This window comes from Helicobacter pylori NCTC 11637 = CCUG 17874 = ATCC 43504 = JCM 12093 (genome assembly GCF_900478295.1).
Taxonomy (GTDB): domain Bacteria; phylum Campylobacterota; class Campylobacteria; order Campylobacterales; family Helicobacteraceae; genus Helicobacter; species Helicobacter pylori.
Genome location: NZ_LS483488.1, coordinates 463,240 through 482,207 on the forward strand (window position 1 = coordinate 463,240; position 18,968 = coordinate 482,207).

At 40.0% G+C, this 18,968-nt stretch carries 18 protein-coding genes; 7 read left to right on the forward strand and 11 right to left on the reverse strand.

Annotation, left to right across the window (positions count from 1 at the left end):
• Window positions 1–79: 79 nt before the first annotated feature.
• The 5 genes from DQL14_RS02340 to exbB all read right to left on the reverse strand — a co-directional run bounded on the left by DQL14_RS02340 (window position 80) and on the right by exbB (window position 5,027).
• A complete protein-coding gene (locus DQL14_RS02340) occupies window positions 80–913 on the reverse strand; it encodes a sulfite exporter TauE/SafE family protein (RefSeq protein WP_108169706.1) in 834 nt (277 codons plus the stop codon).
• Between the two features lie 212 nt (window positions 914–1,125).
• Window positions 1,126–3,285: a Hop family outer membrane protein HopM/HopN gene (gene hopM, locus DQL14_RS02345; RefSeq protein WP_231952896.1), complete on the reverse strand. Its 2,160-nt coding sequence runs from the start codon at window positions 3,283–3,285 to the stop codon at window positions 1,126–1,128.
• 134 nt (window positions 3,286–3,419) lie between these two features.
• Entirely contained in the window at window positions 3,420–4,238 is an 819-nt protein-coding gene (locus DQL14_RS02350) for an energy transducer TonB family protein (RefSeq protein WP_108169707.1), read from the reverse strand.
• Window positions 4,204–4,593, reverse strand: a complete 390-nt coding sequence (gene exbD / locus DQL14_RS02355) for a TonB system transport protein ExbD (protein WP_000836375.1) — start codon at window positions 4,591–4,593, stop codon at window positions 4,204–4,206. The genes DQL14_RS02350 and exbD overlap by 35 nt, the downstream gene beginning before the upstream one ends.
• Window positions 4,590–5,027 (reverse strand): TonB-system energizer ExbB, encoded by a 438-nt coding sequence (exbB, locus tag DQL14_RS02360; protein WP_000508569.1) that lies wholly within the window; start codon window positions 5,025–5,027, stop codon window positions 4,590–4,592. The genes exbD and exbB overlap by 4 nt, the downstream gene beginning before the upstream one ends.
• A 324-nt stretch (window positions 5,028–5,351) precedes the next feature.
• On the opposite strand from exbB, the gene nikR reads away from it, so the two are divergent.
• Complete coding sequence (nikR, locus tag DQL14_RS02365; RefSeq protein WP_108169708.1) at window positions 5,352–5,798, forward strand: nickel-responsive transcriptional regulator NikR; 447 nt, start codon at window positions 5,352–5,354, stop codon at window positions 5,796–5,798.
• Window positions 5,791–6,306: a nicotinate (nicotinamide) nucleotide adenylyltransferase gene (nadD, locus tag DQL14_RS02370; RefSeq protein WP_162296910.1), complete on the forward strand. Its 516-nt coding sequence runs from the start codon at window positions 5,791–5,793 to the stop codon at window positions 6,304–6,306. The genes nikR and nadD overlap by 8 nt, the downstream gene beginning before the upstream one ends.
• On the opposite strand, the gene DQL14_RS02375 is transcribed toward nadD, so the two are convergent.
• Window positions 6,303–7,064: a J domain-containing protein gene (locus DQL14_RS02375; protein ID WP_108169710.1), complete on the reverse strand. Its 762-nt coding sequence runs from the start codon at window positions 7,062–7,064 to the stop codon at window positions 6,303–6,305. The genes nadD and DQL14_RS02375 overlap by 4 nt on opposite strands.
• Before the next feature lie 134 nt (window positions 7,065–7,198).
• On the opposite strand from DQL14_RS02375, the gene mnmA reads away from it, so the two are divergent.
• A complete protein-coding gene (mnmA, locus tag DQL14_RS02380) occupies window positions 7,199–8,227 on the forward strand; it encodes a tRNA 2-thiouridine(34) synthase MnmA (RefSeq protein WP_108169711.1) in 1,029 nt (342 codons plus the stop codon).
• 41 nt (window positions 8,228–8,268) lie between these two features.
• Here the strand turns inward: mnmA and DQL14_RS02385 are convergent, their stop codons facing one another.
• Window positions 8,269–9,411 carry a hypothetical protein gene (locus DQL14_RS02385; protein WP_108169712.1) on the reverse strand — a complete coding sequence of 381 codons (1,143 nt, stop codon included), beginning with the start codon at window positions 9,409–9,411 and terminating at the stop codon, window positions 8,269–8,271.
• 127 nt (window positions 9,412–9,538) lie between these two features.
• Here DQL14_RS02385 and dnaJ point away from each other — a divergent pair, with 127 nt between their 5' ends.
• The 3 genes from dnaJ to DQL14_RS02400 are packed head-to-tail and all read left to right on the forward strand — an operon-like array spanning window position 9,539 to window position 11,695.
• Window positions 9,539–10,648 carry a molecular chaperone DnaJ gene (gene dnaJ, locus DQL14_RS02390; protein ID WP_108169713.1) on the forward strand — a complete coding sequence of 370 codons (1,110 nt, stop codon included), beginning with the start codon at window positions 9,539–9,541 and terminating at the stop codon, window positions 10,646–10,648.
• A gap of 10 nt (window positions 10,649–10,658) precedes the next feature.
• Complete coding sequence (gene azlC / locus DQL14_RS02395) at window positions 10,659–11,345, forward strand: azaleucine resistance protein AzlC (RefSeq protein ID WP_108169714.1); 687 nt, start codon at window positions 10,659–10,661, stop codon at window positions 11,343–11,345.
• Window positions 11,339–11,695, forward strand: coding sequence for a branched-chain amino acid transporter permease (locus tag DQL14_RS02400; RefSeq protein WP_108169715.1), 357 nt, complete (start codon window positions 11,339–11,341; stop codon window positions 11,693–11,695). Before azlC ends, DQL14_RS02400 begins: the two co-directional genes overlap by 7 nt.
• Here DQL14_RS02400 and DQL14_RS02405 read toward each other — a convergent pair.
• Genes DQL14_RS02405 through crdA form a run of 4 tightly spaced genes read right to left on the reverse strand, consistent with a single transcriptional unit; the run spans window position 11,676 to window position 17,399 of the window.
• Window positions 11,676–14,783 carry an efflux RND transporter permease subunit gene (locus DQL14_RS02405; RefSeq protein ID WP_108169716.1) on the reverse strand — a complete coding sequence of 1,036 codons (3,108 nt, stop codon included), beginning with the start codon at window positions 14,781–14,783 and terminating at the stop codon, window positions 11,676–11,678. The two genes, DQL14_RS02400 and DQL14_RS02405, sit on opposite strands and share 20 nt — an antisense overlap.
• Window positions 14,784–15,782 (reverse strand): efflux RND transporter periplasmic adaptor subunit, encoded by a 999-nt coding sequence (locus DQL14_RS02410; protein WP_108169717.1) that lies wholly within the window; start codon window positions 15,780–15,782, stop codon window positions 14,784–14,786.
• Complete coding sequence (gene crdB, locus DQL14_RS02415) at window positions 15,779–17,017, reverse strand: copper resistance outer membrane protein CrdB (protein ID WP_108169718.1); 1,239 nt, start codon at window positions 17,015–17,017, stop codon at window positions 15,779–15,781. The genes DQL14_RS02410 and crdB overlap by 4 nt, the downstream gene beginning before the upstream one ends.
• Before the next feature lie 4 nt (window positions 17,018–17,021).
• Complete coding sequence (gene crdA, locus DQL14_RS02420) at window positions 17,022–17,399, reverse strand: copper resistance determinant CrdA (protein WP_108169719.1); 378 nt, start codon at window positions 17,397–17,399, stop codon at window positions 17,022–17,024.
• Window positions 17,400–17,573: 174 nt separating this feature from the next.
• Between crdA and fumC the strand changes: the two genes are divergently transcribed.
• Window positions 17,574–18,965 carry a class II fumarate hydratase gene (gene fumC / locus DQL14_RS02425; protein ID WP_108169720.1) on the forward strand — a complete coding sequence of 464 codons (1,392 nt, stop codon included), beginning with the start codon at window positions 17,574–17,576 and terminating at the stop codon, window positions 18,963–18,965.
• Window positions 18,966–18,968: the final 3 nt, after the last annotated feature.

Genomic DNA, 18,968 nt, shown 5'->3' on the forward strand with positions numbered 1-18,968 from the left:
AAAAGCTATCCTTTGATTAAAATCAAGCTCCTTTGCTATTTCGTCTTTAAAAAAATGCTTTTGATTTATTTTTAAATTTTTACCCCATAATGAGCTTGTGTAAAGTCGCTAAAATGCTTAAGGCATAAATGAGGAGCAACAGGATTTTATGCACCTTTTCATTAGCCAAAGCGATAAGCTTGATGCCAATGCCCACGCCTAAAAACGCTCCAATACCGGTAATCACCCCCGCTTGAACGCTTATATTATCAAGAACCCTCCCATTATAAAGAGAGATGACCCCAGATAAAGAAGCGAACACCACAAAAAATAGCCCCAAAGGCACGATTTTTTTAGAATCGTATTTCAAAAAATAGCCCAAAAACGGCACCATTAAAATCCCCCCACCCATGCCTAGCGGGATAGAAAAGATGCCGGTAACAAAACCGGCGAGCATCAAAACCCCATGCGTTCTGTCCATAGACACAAAAGGGATTGCGCGCTTTTTTTCTGGCGTTTTGTTATTCGCATGCAAATCAAAATGCATTTCTTCAAAATGCTTTGGCTTCTTGTTGCTAGAAAAAGCGTATTTGATAAAGGTGTAGCACACCACCACCACAAACACGCCCATTAGAATTTTATCGTCAATGATTTTTAAGATAAAGCTCCCTAAAATCGCTCCCATTAGCCCTCCAAGCGCGGCAAATGAGCCTTCTCTCAAATCCAATAAGCCCTTTTTGTAATTGATGATAGAGCCGACCACTGAAGAAAAAAGCATTTGCATGAGCGAAATACCCACCGCATGGCTATAGCTAAAATGGGCAAAAATCGCGCTAGGGACGACAATTTCCCCCCCACCAATACCAAAAAATCCGGCGGTAATGCCGGTGAATAGCCCCACAAGAGCCAAAATGAACGCTGTTGATTCTTCCATAAAAAAACTCCCTAAATTTTAAATAATTACTTTATCAAAAAAGAGTGATAATCTTTAAAAAATCTTTCTTTAATAATTGCAAAAATAGGGTTTTGATCACTTTAATTTTACAGCTTGAGAGCGATTGTAAGAGACAAGCCCTCTTTTAAGCGCTTGATTTTAAAAAGGCTTTCAAGCGTTTTTAAACAATCCCCCTTTTTTTAAAGAGGGTTTTAATAAGCAAACACATAATTGAGGAAAAGGCTATACATCCTTCTGTATTCTAGTTTAGCACCCATGAAAGAATAATAGCTTGTGTTGATCGTGGGGATTTTAAAACCCAATTCAATGCCATGCTGAGCGACATGATCGCTGTTTTTTTTCTTAGGCCTAGCGAGGTTCATTCTCAAGCCTAAATCAAACAAAAATTGGAAATTAGAAGTGCTGACCTTAGCGTTATAAATGCCATTCATCATGGTCAAATTCACTTGTTGGGAATTAAGCCACGAAGTCCCGGCTAACGCAAAGCCACCAAAAAGCCCCACAGAGAGCTTGTTGTTCTTGCCTAAGAAATTGGTGTTTTTATCGTTGATGAAGTTATAAAGCGCATCCATTCCCACCCCATAAGTCCACACATCAGAAGCGGAGTTAAAAAAATTGGATTTGATGAACGCATGGTTGTAATCAAAAAAGCCGTAATACCTTAACCCCCAATTCCTTTTTTTGCCAAAGAATTGCTTATAGCCCACTTGCACGCCAATGCCGTTCATCGCGCCGTTATTGTTTTGATAGTCAATCACGCCGATGCGCCTAAAGGGGTTTTTGCCTAATTCTTTCGTGATATTTTGGAGCTGGTTGTATTTGTTGGTATCCAAAGAATAAGTGAGCAGACCTTCTGGGGAATTAGGGTTTTGAGTGGAATGCGTCATGTTTTGAAGAGACTTAGCGTTAGGCAAGTTAGAGATACCGCTATTGATCGCTGTTGAGTCTTTATTCAGGGTGTTAAGGGCTTCTTTAAAATTCAAAATGGTTTGAGACAAAGCCCTATCCTGATTGACCTGGTTGCCGTAATAAGCGGTGTGTTGCTCTAAAGAATTGAGAGTTTCTTTCACAAACGCACAACCTGAACCCCAAGTGTTATTGGTGATCACGCCAGCCGATCCTGCTTTACATTCTTCTAAATCCCCTTGAATAGGCCCTTGAATGCTGTGGAAATTGTCCGCAACTTGCTTAGCTAAATTTAAAATCTCTGCTTGAGCGTTAGCTCTGTTGAGCATTTCTTGAGCGAACCCTTTGTCTTTAGAAGTGTAGGGGTTGAAATTGTTTGGTTGCGTGATTTGAGTGTTTTCATTAGCGTTAAGCTGTTTGGTTTTTTCTAAAACGGCTTGAGCGTTTTTGATCATCTCATTAATTGCGTTAAAAGAAGGGCCAAAAATATCCACTACATTCCCAGGCGTAGAACTCAACCCCCACGCTTTACCGCCATTGCTCGTTTGCACATGCGGTTTTTGAGTAATAAGGACTTGCATGATAGTGGCGGCTTGTTGCAAAAGGTATTCAGCGTCATTGTGGTATGTCAATTTTATTGAGAGTGGGAGTGATGATCCGCCTGAATAAGAGGTTGGGATCTCTTTCCCATTCTCTGTATAATAATGCTCTATGATATTGTTTTGTGTGGTGGTCCTATAATTGGTTTGTTGTATGTTGACTACCCCTGTTTTGGTGGTGTCATTCAAGGCAGGCATCCCGCCTCCTTGATTTTGGTTTAAAGCGGTTTGGATAGTTTGATAAGCGGTATTGAGAACTTGGTATTCACTACTAGATAGGATACCATTTGGCCCTACATTACTGGCTCCATTGCAAGTGGTGGTGGTCGTTCCGCTATTGGTGCCATAGCTGTAGTTGGGCGTGTTGTCAAACGATCGAACGCCCCCATTTTCTAAATGTTCTGGACCAAGATTGGGGCCAGGGCCACAGCTGATGCCAAAGGCTATGACTTGCCACATGCCCACAGCCGCATTGAGCGCTAAAGCCACAGCTTGATAGGCTGGGGAAGTGGTGGTGGCGCTAGTGAGGTTGATCGCACTTGAGCTTAGATTGCCAATCGCACCGGTGATAGCACTTGGCGTGCTGGCTAAATTGACTAAGGAATTTAAGTAATTGTATTGGTTTAAAAGGTTGCTCAAGTTATCGTATCTGTCTGCAAGATTTTGCAATGCTCCTGTGTTTTTCACTTGTTGAACCGCTTCACCGATCTGATAGCCCACGCTCATGTAAAATCCGTCGTCTTCAGCCCTTGATAATGAAGCGATGAGAGAGAGAGAGAGAGTAAGAGGGATTTTTTCATGTTTTCTCCTTTTAATAGATTTTTCTTTGATACAAAGAAACTTCATATTATAAGCAATAAATGGAATTTTATGGCTAATTTTAGCTCTGAATTTTAGAGATTTTGCTATTTTGTAAATTGGAAAAATGGGGGTTTGATTCAACTTTTAAGGCTTAAAACCGCCCTTAAAAGAAAGACTAGTTAGTCTTCTTTCAAGCTATAAGCGATAGGGATTTTTAGATGCACGGTTTCTTCTGGTTTAGGGAACAAATGCGCCGCGCTCTTAATGGCTTCTAAAGCCGCATGGTTTAAAATATCTGTGGTGTTGCTTTTGACGACTTTAATGTCCGTAACGCTCCCATCAGCATTGATCGTAAAGCTCACCAACACTTCGCCCTCAATGCCCCTAATCTGCGCCATTTTAGGGTAGCGGTTTTTAGAAGAAATAGCGGTTTGGATCTTCATTAAAAATTCGTTACTCACCCCTGGGTTATAAGCTTGAGCTTCAGAAGTCGCACCCTCAGAGGTTTTGTTGGATTCTTCTTGCTTGTCTTTTTCTTTGACTATATCCTTAGTCGTTACTTGTTTAGGAGCGCTTTTTTCTTTAGCTTCCTCTTTAGCTTCTTCTTTTTTGGGTTCTTCTTTAGGCTCTTCTTTCTTAGGTTCTTCAACTTTTGGCTCTGGTTTTGGTTCAGGTTTGGGTTTTGGCTTAGGCTTGGGTTTGGGTTTGGGTTTGGGTTTAGGCTTTGTTACTTCTTTTTTTGGCTCTTCTTTCTTGGGTTTTTCTTTAGGCTCTTCTTTGGGTTTAGCCGACTCGGCATTGGTTTTTGTATTGGAATTAGTGTTAATGCTGGCTAAACTCATGGTAACCTTAGTGGTGCCAGCTTGGGCTAAAGGCTCTGGGGCCTCTTCGCGCAGTAAAAAATAACCAAACCCTATAGCGTATAGGGCAAAAGAGATTAAAAAGCTGACACTCGTTGAAACTTTACTGAGCTTCTGTGGAGATGGAGAAATTTTCATGATTATGCTCTTTTAAAATATCCATAATGCTGATAAAAGTTTCAAAACGAGAGCTTTTGTCGCTTTTTAAGTCTATAAGGGTTTTAGGGTCTGTTTGTTTGACTACAGCGCTCAAAGCTTCTAAATTCGTCGGTTTGTCATCTACGAAAATATTGTCATGCTCATCTACGGAGATGACCACCACTTTTTGATCGTTTGGCTGGGATTTTTCCGCGTTTTTAGCGTTAGGGAGACTGACTTTAATCTTACCTTGCGCGATAAAAGTAGAAACGCTTAACACAATCGCTAGCAAAACGAGCATAATATCAATGAAAGGGACAACATTCAGCCCATCGCCTCTTCTGATGCTTTTCATTTTTTCATGATCCTGAATTTTTCACTCAAAACATCGGATTTTCTCAACAAGCTATTATAAGCGATCAAAGTGGGAATCGCCACAGCAAGCCCTAGAGCGGTCGCTTTTAAAGCCAAAGACAAACCTACCATGATCGTTTTAGCGTCCATCCCGCCACTCACGCCCATGTCATAGAAAATCACCATGATCCCTAAAACCGTTCCCAATAAGCCCACATAAGGCGCGTTAGAAAAAATCACATAGAGAATGGTTAGATTCTTGGTTAAATCCAAATTCAGGGCGTCTATATCGTCATAAGCTTTCAAATCGACTTTAGAATAAAAAATAACCCTCTCAATCACAAACCACAAAGCTAAAAAACTGGCCACGCCAAGCACCGCAAAAACAAATATGTCCACATAATCTTTCAACATTCCCACTGAAAAACCGCCCATAAAAACTCCTTATCTATGATAAAACAATTCCCTTAAGATTAAAGCAACATGCAACACAGCCATACTAAGAGCATGCGCTCTCATAAGAAGCATTCGTTCGCATAAACGCTCCAAAATGATAAAAGAATGTTAGTTTGTTGATTATATTGTTTTAATAATAACAAGTCAATAATGATTAAGCTAATAATTACAATCAAATTCAAACGCTCTTATGGCCAACCATTTAAATCCAATCTGTATTATAATGGTTCATTTTAAATTAATTCAATCATACTAGCATGAGCGGCTTTTAACAAACTCATGCAAAAAAAAGGATTTTTCTCAATGGACACACACAACAAAGACGATTCAATCATCCGCTTTTCGGTTTCTTTACAACAAAATTTATTGGACGAATTAGACAACCGCATCATTAAAAACGGCTATTCTTCTCGCTCAGAATTAGTGCGCGACATGATCAGAGAAAAATTAGTAGAAGACAATTGGGCAGAAGACAACCCTAATGACGAGAGCAAAATCGCCGTGCTTGTGGTGATTTATGATCACCACCAAAGGGAATTAAACCAGTGCATAATAGACATTCAGCATGCCAGCGGGACGCATGTTTTATGCACCACGCACATTCATATGGATGAGCATAATTGTTTAGAAACGATTATTTTACAAGGCAATTCGTTTGAAATCCAACGCTTGCAATTAAAAATCGGGGGGCTTAGGGGGGTTAAATTCGCTAAATTGACTAAGGCTTCTAGCTTTGAATACAATGAATAGCGTCTTAAAATACAAAGAATTAGCGATCTATGGAGGGAGTTTTGATCCCTTGCACAAGGCTCATTTAGCCATTATTGATCAAACTTTAGAATTATTACCATTTGTTAAGCTCATTGTCTTACCCGCTTATCAAAACCCTTTCAAAAAGCCATGTTTTTTGGACGCAAAAACCCGTTTTAAAGAATTAGAAAGAGCTTTAAAGGGAATGCCTAGGGTGCTGTTGAGCGATTTTGAAATCAAGCAAGAAAGGGCCGTGCCTACGATAGAAAGTGCGCTTCATTTCCAAAAACTCTACCGCCCTAAAACGCTGTATTTAGTCATAGGGGCGGATTGCTTAAGGCACCTTTCTTCTTGGACTAACGCTAAAGAGCTTTTAAAAAGGGTGGAATTAGTGGTTTTTAAAAGGATTGGCTATGAAGAGATCCAATTTAAGGGGCGTTATTTCCCTTTAAAAGGCATTGATGCACCGATTTCTTCTAGCGCGATTAGGGCTAGTTTGGGGGTTTAAGCGTGTTTTTTAATGTGGCGGTAGGCTTCTTGAATGATAGCGAAGCGTTTGGCATAAAGAGCCTTTTTTTCTTTAAGATCGCACAAATCAGGGTGGTAGGTTTTAGCCAACTCTAAATAGCGCTTTTTGACTTCGCTGAAATTTTCATGCTTGATAAACCCTAACGCTTTATAGCATTCTTTTAATTTGCGCTCAGCCATAGTGGTGTAGCTGTCCTTGCCAAAGCCATTAGGATAGATGAAATCTAAGCATGCGTTATGGACGATTCTATTTTCATTGAGCGTTACAATGAGTTCCCAAAAACGCTCTGAATCGCCTCTTATATGCAATTCATCTTGGGTTTCTAAAAACACACAGCCGCTGAATTTTTGGCGTAAAAACCGCTTGGCGATAGGGTGCTTGGTGATAAAAAGCACGTATTCTGCCCCAAAGGTTAAAACTTTCACTTCTATTTTTTCTAAAAGCGTGTTTTGAGCCATGATTTTGATGCGTATGGGCAGGTGGCTTTTTTGTAAAATCTCTTCTAATGAATATTGGCTAATATCTTTTTCATGCGTGCATTCAAGGGCATGATAGACCCAATTAAGCAAGTAGTTTTTTTTAAAGCATTCCGTGTCGTTTAAGATGAGTAATGATGAAGAGAGCATGTGACACTGGCTGAAATGTTTTTTAGCGTAGTTTAAAACTTTTTTCAATAAAGGGTGGCTGTTAGGGAGCGCGATTTGCGTGAATTTGGCTAACAATTCAACTTTGGCCATTACCCTTTGTTTCTCCTTTTGATGTAATTTTAAAAAATCTTTAGGTATTTTAGCATGCCAATGGTTAAAAAAAGGTGGTTATGAATGGTTTTTGCGCTAGACTACAAGCCATAATATTTAATGAAAGATTAAAAATGAAAATAGCGGTATTACTCAGTGGGGGGGTGGATAGCTCTTATAGCGCTTATAGCTTAAAAGAGCAAGGGCATGAATTAGTGGGGATTTATTTAAAACTCCATGCGAGTGAAAAAAAGCATGATTTATACATTAAAAACGCTCAAAAAGCATGCGAGTTTTTAGGCATTCCTTTAGAGGTGTTGGATTTTCAAAAGGATTTTAAAAGCGCGGTTTATGATGAATTTATCAGCGCTTATGAAGAGGGGCAAACCCCTAACCCATGCGCGTTGTGCAACCCTTTAATGAAGTTTGGGCTAGCTTTAGATCACGCTTTACAATTAGGGTGTGAAAAGATCGCTACCGGGCATTATGCGAGAGTCAAAGAAATTGACAAGGTAAGTTATATTCAAGAGGCTTTGGATAAAACTAAAGATCAGAGCTATTTTTTATACGCTTTAGAGCATGAAGTCATCGCTAAATTGGTGTTCCCTTTAGGGGATTTGCTAAAAAAGGATATTAAGCCTTTAGCCTTGAGTGCGATGCCTTTTTTAGGCACTTTAGAGACTTATAAAGAATCTCAAGAAATTTGCTTTGTGGAAAAAAGCTACATTGACACTTTAAAAAAGCATGTTGAAGTGGAAAAAGAGGGCGTGGTGAAGAATTTAAAGGGCGAAATCATTGGCACGCATAAGGGCTATATGCAATACACGATTGGCAAACGCAAAGGCTTTAGTATTAAAGGCGCGTTAGAGCCGCATTTTGTGGTGGGGATTGACGCCAAAAAGAACGAGCTAGTCGTGGGCAAAAAAGAAGATCTCGCCACGCATTCCCTTAAGGCTAAAAACAAATCTTTAATGAAAGATTTTAAAAGTGGCGAATATTTTATCAAGGCTCGTTACAGGAGCGTGCCTGCTAAAGCGTTTGTCAGCTTAAAAGATGGAATGATTGAAGTTGAGTTTAAAGAGCCTTTTTACGGCGTGGCTAAAGGGCAAGCCTTGGTCGTTTATCAAGATGACATCTTGCTGGGTGGGGGCGTGATCGTTTAGGGCTTTTTGTGTTTATGGTCTAATTGGTTGCTTTTTTAAACTCACTCTTGCTTAAAATTTTTAAAGCTAGGGAATCCATGCGGATCTAAGCGGATATTTTTAATAAGAGCTTTCCCACCGCTCAAACCATCGCTCAAATCACCGCTCAAATTGAAGGGCTTTTTAGTCTGTTGTCGGGCTAAAAGGGCTAAAACTCGGGCGTTTAACGCCATGGTTTCATTCAAAAACGCCATTTGCTTATTTAATTCGCTTAAAAATTCTATGTTCAAGGTTTTTAGCGTATGCTCGTAATTGGCTAAGATTAGAGCATGCTTTTCTTTATTATTTTTAGCGTTTTTTAATTCTTTGTCTCGCTCTATAAGGGCGTTTTGGTAGCGTTGGCGCAATTCTTTAGCGCATGATTTTAGATTTTCTTTATCGCATAAAAAATGCGTTTTTAAAGTTTCTAGGCGCTTTTCTAAGGGTAAAAAGGTTTTTAGGGCGTCTTCTTTGGCTTGGATTTGGCTTTGAAGCTTGTTTTTAAATTTTTTCAAACGCATGGCTTTATAGGCTTGAAAGTCATGGTTTTTAAGAGCGTTATATTCTAGGGTTTTGTTATGGGATTGTTGGTTATTAGCTTGGTTTTCTAAAACCTGATCGCACAAGGCGTTTAAAGCGCTCATCAAATCCAATTGGGAGAGCAAACGGGCGAGTTTAGGCTCTTTGAGCAAGAAAAGGGCGTTGTTTTGCTCTTGGACTTCTAAAGCGTTTGAAGCCTCTTCTAAATTCTTAACACCGCTCAAATAAGGGCAATGCTCTTGTAAAAAAAGCGTTTGGGATTCTTTGATTAAGCGTTCGTGCTCCATGCCCTTTTTTATGTGTTTTTCTAAAGCTTGTAATTTTTCTAATTCTAAAGCGCTTTGTTTCAATAGCGCATCAGTGTCCATAAGGCGGATCTGGCTGGCGTTAAAAAAACGCCTCTGGCTATTTAGGGTGCTGTTAGCTTTTTTGATTTCTTTAAGCTGATCTTGGTTATTGGAAAGCACGCTTTGATAGATTCTTAAACTTTCATTGAGTTTATAGAGCATGTCTGAAAGCTGTTCGTTAGAGCGCGAGAGTTTGGCGTTAGTTTGAGAATCAAAAGTCATCATTATCTGTGCGTTTGAAAAGGTTAGAAAAAATAAGAAAAAGTAAAAAAATCTCATGGGGTTATCTTTATTATTATTATAGTTTCATCGTGTTATTTTATCTAAGTTTTGGCATGCATAAAAACACGCAAAATTATCGCTTTTAAGGTAAAATAAGCGTTTTGATGCCATTTTTGGAGCGATCGTGGAATTGAGTTATTATGAAATTTTAGAAGTGGAAAAACACAGCAACCAGGAGACCATTAAAAAGTCTTACAGAAAGCTGGCTTTAAAATACCACCCAGACAGAAACGCCGGCGATAAAGAAGCCGAAGAAAAGTTCAAGCTCATCAATGAAGCCTATGGGGTGTTAAGCGATGAAAAGAAACGAGCCTTATACGACAGGTATGGTAAAAAAGGCTTAAACCAAGCCGGCGCAAGCCAGAGCGATTTTTCTGATTTTTTTGAAGATTTAGGCTCGTTTTTTGAAGACGCTTTTGGGTTTGGCGCTAGGGGGAGTAAAAGGCAAAAAAGCTCTATCGCACCGGATTATTTGCAAACCCTTGAATTGAGTTTCAAAGAAGCGGTTTTTGGCTGTAAAAAAACCATTAAGGTCCAATACCAGAGTGTTTGTGAAAGTTGCGATGGCACGGGCGCTCAAGACAAAGCCCTAGAGACTTGCAAGCAATGCAACGGACAGGGGCAGGTGTTCATGCGTCAAGGTTTTATGAGTTTTGCGCAAACTTGCGGGGCGTGTCAAGGCAAGGGTAAGATCGTTAAAACCCCATGCCAAGCGTGTAAGGGTAAAACCTACATTCTTAAAGATGAAGAAATTGATGCGATAATCCCTGAGGGCATTGATGATCAAAACCGCATGGTGCTTAAAAATAAGGGCAATGAATACGAGAAGGGGAAAAGAGGGGATTTGTATTTAGAGGCGCGAGTCAAAGAAGATGAACATTTCAAGCGCGAAGGCTGTGATCTATTCATTGAAGCGCCGGTGTTTTTCACCACTATCGCTTTAGGGCATACGATTAAAGTGCCGTCTTTAAGAGGAGGCGAACTGGAATTAAAAATCCCTAGAAACGCCAAAGACAGGCAAACTTTTGCGTTTAGAAACGAGGGCGTGAAGCACCCCGAAAGCTCTTATAGGGGGAGTTTGATCGTGGTGTTGCAAGTGATTTATCCAAAAAGTTTGAATAAAGAGCAGCAAGGGTTATTGGAAAAATTGCATGCGAGTTTTGGCTATGAGGGCGAACCGCATAAAGGCGTTTTAGAAACTTGCGTTTCTAAAATTAAAGACTGGTTTAAGTAAAAGGTTATTGGTGCGCGAGTTTCTAAAAGCCTTTAAAGACGCTTTCCCTTATACCATTTCTATCTTTTTAGGGTATTTGCTTATGGGAATGACTTTTGGAATGCTTTTAGTCCAGCATGGCTATGATTATAAAGTCGCTTTGTTCATGTCGTTATTCATCTACGCTGGGGCGGTGCAGTTTGTAGCGATCACGCTTTTAAGCACGCAAGCGAGCTTGATGAATGTCGTTATTGTGAGCTTGTTAGTGAATGCGAGACAGACTTGTTATGCGCTTTCTATGTTAGACAGATTCAAAAACACCCAATGGCGTTTGCCCTATTTAGTGCATGCGCTCACGGATGAAACCTTTGCTTTATTGAATTTATACGCTCCTAAAGAGGGGGTGAGTGAAAAAGACTTCATTTTTAGCATTTCCTTACTCAACCACTCTTATTGGGTTATTGGCTCGTTAGTGGGTTCGTTAGTGGGTTCGCATTTTTCCTTTGACACTCAAGGCATGGAATTTGTGATGACAGCGATTTTTATCGTGCTGTTTATGGAACAATACAAACGAAACACAAACCACAAAAACGCATGGCTTGGGATTTTTATTGCGGTTGTTTGTTTAGCGCTTTTTGGGACTGAATACTTTTTGCTCATCGCTTTAGTTTTAATGGTGCTCGCCCTCATTTTGTTTAGAAAGCAGTTAGAATGTTAATGCATTCTATACTCATTATTTTAGTTATCATATTAACGACTTATTTCACGCGCATTTGGCCTTTTATGGTGTTTAACGCTAAAAACCCGCCCAACGACTTTGTGCGTTATTTGGGTAGGGCTTTGTCATGTTCAGTGATAGGCATGCTCGTGATCTATTGTTTTAAAGACATTCACGTTTTAAAACCCCCATACGGGATCAATGAAATCACCGCTTTTTTATCCGTTATCCTTTTGCACCGCATTTTTAAGGTGTTTGTTTTAAGCATCACGCTCCCTACCATTCTTTATATGGTTTTAGTCCAAAGCCATGTATTAGAAAAGGCTTTTTTTAATATTCATGTTTCCTAACCCTAGCGTTTTTAATCACAAAATACGCCGTAGGGATAATAAAAAGCGTTAAAACAACGCTGCTTATCATGCCCCCTAGCATGGGTGCAGCGATGGATTTCATGATTTCAGAACCTGTGCCATGGCTATACATGATTGGAATGAGTGAAGCTAAAATGCTAAAAAAGGTCATGAGCTTGGGCCTTACCCTAAGCACCGCCCCATGCATGATAGCTTCTTTTAAGGCGGTAGTCGTCTGCTCTTTTAAGGGGGTTTTGATGAATTTTTGAAACGCATCCTCTAAATAAATAATCATCACGATAGCCGTTTCGCTCGCTACCCCTAAAAGGGCCAAAAAGCCCACTAACGCTGCCACGCTCATGTTAAAGCCCATGAGATTCATAAAAATCAACCCCCCCAAAAACGCAAAAGGCAGAGTGAAAAAGCATAGTAAGGAATTAATGAGATTCTTTAAAGCAAAGACAATTAAAATAAAAATGATAAACACGCTTACCGGCACGATGTATTGTAAGGTTTTAAACGCTTCTTCTAAATACTGGCTTTCGCCGCTGAATTCGTAATAATACCCGTTAGGCAATTGGATTTTTTCTAGCGCTTTTTGAGCTAGTTGTCTGTAAGTATCAGAGCTGATACCATTTTGCGGCACAATATAAATAAAATTCACGTTCAAGCCCTTTTCGCTCTTTAACACCGCCGGCGAGTTGTCGTAATAGATGCGGGCTAACTCCCTTAAAGGCATGTAATTGTAAGCGGTTTTGATGTAGAGGTTTTTTAATTTTTCAATGGTGTTTCTTTCTGTGTCTTCTAATCGTAAAGAAATAGGGTAGCTTTCTACGCCCTTAATCATGGTAGTGAGCGTGGCTCCGCCCAAAGCGAATTTAATCGCATCTAACACGGCGTTTTTATTGATGCCATAGCGAGCCAGATTTTCATCGTTCAAATCCAGCGTGATGTAGTAGCCGTTATTGGATCGTTCGGCAAAGACGGATAAGCTCTCTTTTAGGGTTTTGAGCTGTTGCTCCATAAGGATCGCCAATTCTTGCAATTTGTCCGTATCGTTACCATAGAGCTTGATGCCTAGGGGCGTTCTAATGCCGGTTAAGAGCATGTCCGTTCTGCCACGAATGGGGTAAGTCCATGAATTGGTCAAGCCTTTTAATTGCAAGGTTTTTTCTAATTTGTCCCTAACTTCCTTATAGCTGAGCTTTTCTTTCCATTCGTTTTGCGGCTTTAATTCAATGTAGGTTTCTATCATTCCTAAACCGGCGGCATCGGTGCTGGTGTTAGCACGCCCCACTTTACCAAAAACCTGTTTGACAAAATCCAGTTGCTTGATAGCGGCATTACTTTTTTTCAAATATTCTAAAGCGGTGTCAATGCCCACGCCATTAATGGTTACAGGCATATACATGATTACCCCTTCATTGATTTGAGGGATAAATTCCCAATTGAGTTTTTTATACGCTACAACTAAGCCCCCTAGACCCAGGACGCTTGCTATTAAAAAAGCGTATCTGAACTTAAGCACAACCTTCAAACTCACGCCATAAATTTTCATGAAAAAAGCGTTAATCGGGTTTTTAGACTCTTCTAAAATCCGCCCTTTAATGAGCCATACCATTAAAATAGGGACCATGGTGATAGAGAGCAGGGCTCCTACTAGCATGGCAAAGGTTTTGGTGTAAGCTAAAGGGGCAAAAAGCTTTTCTTCTTGGCCGGTGAGCGCAAAAATTGGCAAGAAAGAAACCACGATGATCATTAAAGCAAAAAATATCGCGCCCCCCACATGCTTAACCCCTTCTATGATGCCATTAACCCTTTGAGCGTTGTCTTTCGTGTCAATGTGTTGCAAGTGCTTGTGAGCGTTCTCTACCATCACAATAGCCGCATCCACCATCGCCCCTATAGCGATCGCAATGCCCCCTAAACTCATGATACTCGCTTCAATATTGAAATAACGCATGAGCAAGAAACTGATGCACACGCTTAAAGGCAAAGTGATAATCACCACTAAAGCGCTCCTAAAATGCAGTAAAAAAATCGCAATAATGACTAGCACAATGACGCTTTCTTCTATGAGCGTGTGGATTAAATTGTCAATGCCTTTTTCAATCAATTCGCTCCTGTCATACACGCTGGTGATTTTCACATCAGGGTTACTCGCTTGTAGGGTGGCGATTTTTTCTTTAATGGCTTTAAGCACCTTATAAGTGTCAGCGTGATAGCGCACCATCACAATCCCGCCTACCACTTCCTTATCGCCATTGAGATTGGCTGCCCCTCTGCGTGGTTTTGGGACTAGTCTCACGCTGGCTATATCTTTGATTTTTAAAGGGATAGCCCCTTCTTTTTTAACCACAATTTCTTCTAAATCCTTCAAAGATTGGATATAGCCATGCGATCTTATAATTTTTTCAAACCCGTTTTCTAAAATAACCCCCCCACCGGTATCGTTATTGGAATTTTTAATCGCGTTAGCGACTTGTTCTAAACTCAAGTTATAGCGGATCAAAGAATCGTTTTGAAGCGTTACTTCATAATCTTTTACAAAGCCCCCCACACTCGCAACCTCACTCACCCCATCAACCCCTAAAAGCGCGTAGCGGTAATAAAAATCTTGTAAGACTTTCAAATCGCTTAAATTCTTGCTATCGCTAGATAGAGCGTATTGATACGCCCAGCCAATAGAAGTGGAATCGCTCCCTATTTCCACTTTAGCGTCCTTGGGTAGATTGCTTACTCGGTTTAATTGCTCTAAAACCCTGTCTCTAGCCCAATACAAATTGACGCCGTCTTTAAAAATGATGTAAATCAAGCCGCTTTCATAGCTAGAAATCCCCCTAACCGTGTCAATGTTAGCGATACTCATGAAAGTAGAAACTAACGGGTAAGTAACCTGCTCTTGCACGATTTTAGGGCTTTGATTGGGGTAAGTGATTTGCACGACCACTTGAGCGGGGCTTAAATCCGGCAAAGCGTCTAAACGGACGCTTTTTATCGCCCACAAAGAGGCTAAAAAAATGAGTAGAGTGACTAAAGTGGTAAGGAGTTTGTTTTTAACGCTTAAATCAATGATCTTTTCTATCATTCAATAATCCCCATTGTTTTGAGCGTCAGCGTCTAGCACGAATAAAGCGTTATTAGCCACTTCTTCGCCCGCTTTTAAACCCTCTAAAATTTCATAATTCCCATCGCTCAAGCGGACGGCTTTAATTTCTAACGGGCTTAAGCCAAAATCGTCTTTTTTAAACACGATAGCTTTCCCCCCTTTAATCAAAACCGCTTCTTTAGGCAAAATCTTCATTTTTTGTGGTTTTTGAAAGATTTCTACTTGAGCGAACATGTTAGGGTAATAAAGCTGTTTGACATTAGGCACATTGAAGCGCGCTTCTAGCATTTTATCTTGCGCATTTATGATGGGGTTGATGTTTTCAAGCGTGATTTCTTGCTTGCCTTTAATCCCTTCTACGAACAAGATCGCTTTATGCGTGTTTTTTAAAAATTCTAAATCCTCTTGATTGACTTTAACAAGCGCCCACAATTGGCTTAAATCTATGATTTGAAACAACTCTTGCCCTTTTTTAATGAAGCTCCCCTCATTGAGATCCGGGCTTTTTTTAAAAATAACGCCGTTGAAGTGAGAGTAAATAGTCATTTCATTTTGAACCTTGTGGCTGCTGATGATTTTTTCAATGCTGGAGTTTTCTAGCCCTAATAGTTTTAATTTTTCTTTAATCGCTCCCACTTGTTGGTTGAATTTCAATGATGATAACAGCTCGCTTTGAGCGCTCACTAATTCAGGGGAATACACGCTCAATAACCTATCGCCCTTTTTAATGGGGGTATAGGTTTTATTCGCATAAAGCTTTTCCACATAGCCATCAAAACGCAGGGTTTGAGAAAAAATCAGCGCTTCATTAGGCTCTAAAAGCGCGTAATAGCGCCGGCTTTGAGAAAATTCTTTTTCTATAACTTTAGTGGTGGAAATATTAAAACGGGTTTGGCTTTTAGCTTCTTTAGTTTCTTTAGTGTTAGCGAATAAGGGGCTAAAAAATAAAATCAAGGCGAACAATAAAAGCCGTTTCATTCTAATCCTTTAAGGTTTTGTAAGGACAAATAAGCGCTATTGAGAGCGCTCAAGGTTTCAAGTTGGGTGATTTGAATGGTGATTTTGTCATTAAAAGCGTTGTAATAAGCGTTGTAATCGCCATTAGATTTCAAGTCAAGCGCATAAATTTGCGCGATTTTTTCATTCTGTTTGATGATTTTATTGATCGATTCCAGGTTTTTTTGCAAGGTTTCTAATTTTTTAAGGAGTTTTAGAGCCAGGTGGCGCGTTTTGTTTTTGGTGTTTTCCACTTCGCTTTTAAACACCAAGCTTTCTTTTTTCTTCTGCTCCACCAATTTAGCCTGCTTGCCATAAAGAGGCAAAGGGATAGACAAAGCGACGCTAAACATGTCGTAGTTATAGTATTGTTTGGAGCGGAAATAATACACCCCGGTAACATTCACATCTTCTAAAAAGCTTTTTTTAGCCAAAGTGATGTCTTTTTGCGATTTTTCTTCATCAAGCCTAGCGATCGCAATATCGTAATTAGTGGCGCTAATGTTGTATAACTCTTGCTCCTTATTGAATTCAAAATTTTTAGGGGCAATGCTTAAAAGCTCGTTTTCTTTAAAAGTCAATTCACCCATGGAATAGTGGCTACTGGACAAGGCTTCTTCTAAATTGTTTTTTTTGATTTCTAATTGCGATTTTAAAATTTCTAGCTTGGCGATCGCTATTAAATCGGGCGAACTGGAATGGTTGGCTTGATAGAGGGTGTTTTCTAAATTTTTAATCGCTGTGTTTAAAAGCTCTATTTCTTGTTGGTTTTTATAATTTTCAATGCCATTTATCATTAAATTAATCGCTAATTGCTGCTTGGTTTTTTTAAGCTCTAATATCTTTTTTTGCTTTTCTAAATTGATCATTTGAGATTGCGTGAGTTTTTTGCCATTTAAATCCACTTTTTGAGACAAACCCAAGCTCATGTTTTGCATTAAGGTGCTATCCAGCCTGAAAAAATCGCTCACATTAGCGTTGTTATAGCCTAAATACAAAATGGGGTTATCCCACTTGCTAACGACTTTTTCTTGAGAACTTAAAGCGTCAATTTGCTCTTGTAAGGCTTGTATTTTTTGATTTTTAGAAAGGTATTTAGCCACAAAAGATTGGATCTCTAAATCTTTAGCCAAACCCAAACTAAAAAGCAGTAAAAAAGCACTTAGGAGGCGTATTGAAACGCCCCTTTTATAAAACGCGCTTATAAAAGATCGCATGCGCTTATAAATCCAGGCTTGTTTTAGCGCGATAAACCTCGCCCTCTTTAGATTTAATATCCACCCTCACCTGCCATGTCCCGTTCATAGAAAGGTTGGTTTTAGCTTCATAAAGGCCGTTTTTTTCACTCACTTGCGCCATTTCTTTCATCGCTGGCATGCCAGGCATTTCAGGCATCATAAACTGCACCCTAACGATAGCTTTTTCTAAAGCCTTACCTTTTAAAGTGGGGCTAAGCACGAAAGTGTTGTCGCCTTTAATGGGGTTACCCACGGATTTGATTTTCACTTCCAAGTCGTTGGCTTTTAGGGTTTGCTCCCATGCGTTTAAGCTCATAACCCCCAACACGCTTACTAAAAATAAAGCGGCTAACTTCTTCATCGTTTTGACCTTTACATTAAGATAACAAGAAAATTCTTGTTGCGAATGGATAGTAACCCTCTTTTGTGTAAAAATTGTGGAAATAGTGTTTAAAAAATTAGGGTTTTTAAGTAGAAGGTATAAGAGTTTATGCTATTTTTTTAAGGTTTTAAAATCAAATTTCAAAGGATTAGTATGCAATTTAGAATTGAACATGACACGATGGGCGAGATTCAAGTAGATGATAGCCAATACTGGGGGGCTCAAACGCAACGCAGTCTTGAAAACTTTAAGATCGGCACTGAAAAAATGCCTAAAGAACTCATTGGTGCGTTTGCCAAACTCAAAAGGAGTCTGGCGGTAGTCAATCACAAGTTAGGGAAATTAAGCCCAGAAAAATCCCAAGCCATTATCAAGGCGTGCGATTGCATTTTAAAAGGCGAGCTGTGCGGCGAGTTTCCCCTAGCAATATGGCAAACAGGGAGCGGGACTCAAACGAACATGAACCTCAATGAAGTCATTGCCAATAAGGCTACCGAAATTTTAGGGGGTAATTTTAGGGAGAAAAAACTCATCCACCCTAACGATGATGTGAACATGTCTCAAAGCTCCAACGACACTTTCCCTACCGCAATGCACATTGTGAGCGTGCTAGAAATCACGCATAAACTGCTCCCTAGTTTGGAGAATCTGTTAAAGACCTTTAAAGACAAAAGCCAACAATTTAAAGAGATTGTCAAAATCGGGCGCACGCATTTACAAGACGCTACGCCTTTAACTTTGGGGCAAGAATTTAGCGGGTATGCGAGCATGCTAGAGCATTCTAAACAACAAATTTTAGAGAGTTTGGAGCATTTGAGAGAATTAGCCATAGGCGGGACGGCCGTAGGCACAGGGCTAAACGCTCATAAAGAATTGAGCCAAAAAGTGGCTGAAGAATTGAGCCAGTTTAGCGGTGTGAAATTCATTTCTGCGCCCAATAAATTCCACGCGCTCACTAGCCATGACGCTATCGCTTATGCGCATGGGGCTTTTAAGGCTTTAGCGGCGAATTTAATGAAAATCGCTAACGATATTAGATGGCTTGCGAGCGGGCCGCGCTGTGGTTTGGGCGAGCTTAATATCCCTGAAAACGAGCCGGGCAGTTCTATTATGCCCGGTAAAGTCAATCCCACGCAATGCGAAGCGATGACCATGGTGGCCGTGCAAGTGATGGGGAATGATACCGCTATTGGTATTGCGGCCAGTCAGGGTAATTTTGAATTGAATGTGTTTAAACCGGTGATCATTTATAATTTCTTGCAAAGTTTAAGGCTATTGAGCGACAGCATGGAAAGTTTTAATACCCATTGCGCGAGCGGCATTGAGCCTAATAGAGAAAAAATTGATTATTACTTGCACCATTCTTTAATGCTAGTAACCGCCCTAAACCCGCATGTAGGCTATGAAAACGCCGCTAAAATCGCTAAAAACGCCCACAAAAAAGGCATTTCTCTAAAAGAAAGCGCGCTGGAATTGAAACTCTTGAGCACTGAAGATTTTGACAAATTCGTGGTGCCTGAAAAGATGATCGGGCCTAAGGCTTAAAAA